Source organism: Oleiphilus sp. HI0128, assembly GCF_001635365.1.
The window spans coordinates 1-957 of record NZ_LWGG01001376.1 but is presented as its reverse complement, the minus strand read 5'-3'; the positions used below and the strand labels follow the sequence as shown (position 1 = coordinate 957).

Annotated in this window: 2 protein-coding genes; one reads left to right on the top strand and one right to left on the bottom strand. The window is 42.4% G+C overall.

What is annotated here, in order from left to right:
• Positions 1–377: DMT family transporter (locus tag A3763_RS22760; RefSeq protein WP_156495273.1), on the top strand; the 377-nt coding region annotated here is incomplete at its 5' end.
• Positions 378–444: 67 nt separating this feature from the next.
• Here A3763_RS22760 and A3763_RS22755 read toward each other — a convergent pair.
• A partial coding sequence (locus tag A3763_RS22755) for an SIMPL domain-containing protein (protein WP_068760570.1) occupies positions 445–957 on the bottom strand: 513 nt, incomplete at its 5' end.

Genomic DNA, 957 nt, shown 5'->3' with positions numbered 1-957 from the left:
TAGGCACTTTATTACTATCGGTGCCGCTATTTATTGCAGCATGGTTTGTGATGGATGGTCAGCTTCCGTACCTTGATTGGGGAACACGTTCGCCATGGTCTGTTTTGTATCTAGCGATAGCCGGCTCACTATTGGGCTTTGCATGTTACTTTTTTATTATTAAAGAGCTGGGTGCAACGGCTGTTGCAATGGTGACTCTGATGACACCTGTTTTTGCTTTGGCTTTGGGTGCCTTTTTTAATGGTGAACACATTAGCGAAGTAATGCTAATCGGTACCGCGTGTATCCTTTCAGGGTTAGTTCTTTATTACTGGAGCGCTTCAGAGCGTAAGCTTGATAAGCATAAAAATAGTGAGTCTGTTGAAGTTGCGGGCTGAATGAGGCACCGGCGATTCAGGTTGAATTGCCGGTGTTATATGCTATTTGGTGTCGTATGACTAGTGCTTAATCGATTGAAAATACTGCGCTAATGGTCGCATTGTATTCAATTTCTTTTTGCTGGTAGGTATTACTTTGGCTGTCGCTCATTTCAGCACTCATTGCCATGGCGCGCATTTGTGGGGCTGGTCTTGCTTCGTTGCTAACATGCTTTACATTTAAAATTTTCCCCAAGCTTACTTCGAAGCCTTGGGCAATGGTAGCTGCTTTATTTTTTGCTTTATTAATTGCTTTGTTTAAGGCTTTGCGTTTTAGCTTCTGTTTGTTCTTAAGTGTGAATCTTATACTCCCTAGATGAGATGCTTCTGTGCGGGTGATGTCTTGGATAAGAGCCTGGAGTTGCGCAAGATCATTTAGTTTAAACTCAATTTTGCGCGTAATTTGATTACCTTTGAAATCTCGCTGGTTATTTCGGTATTCGTATTGTGGGTGTAATTGTGTATTGCTTGTGTCGAGGGAGTTCTCTTGAATATCGTATTCTTCTAGTTTTGACAGGAAAGGGCGGACCAGCTTGTCGAC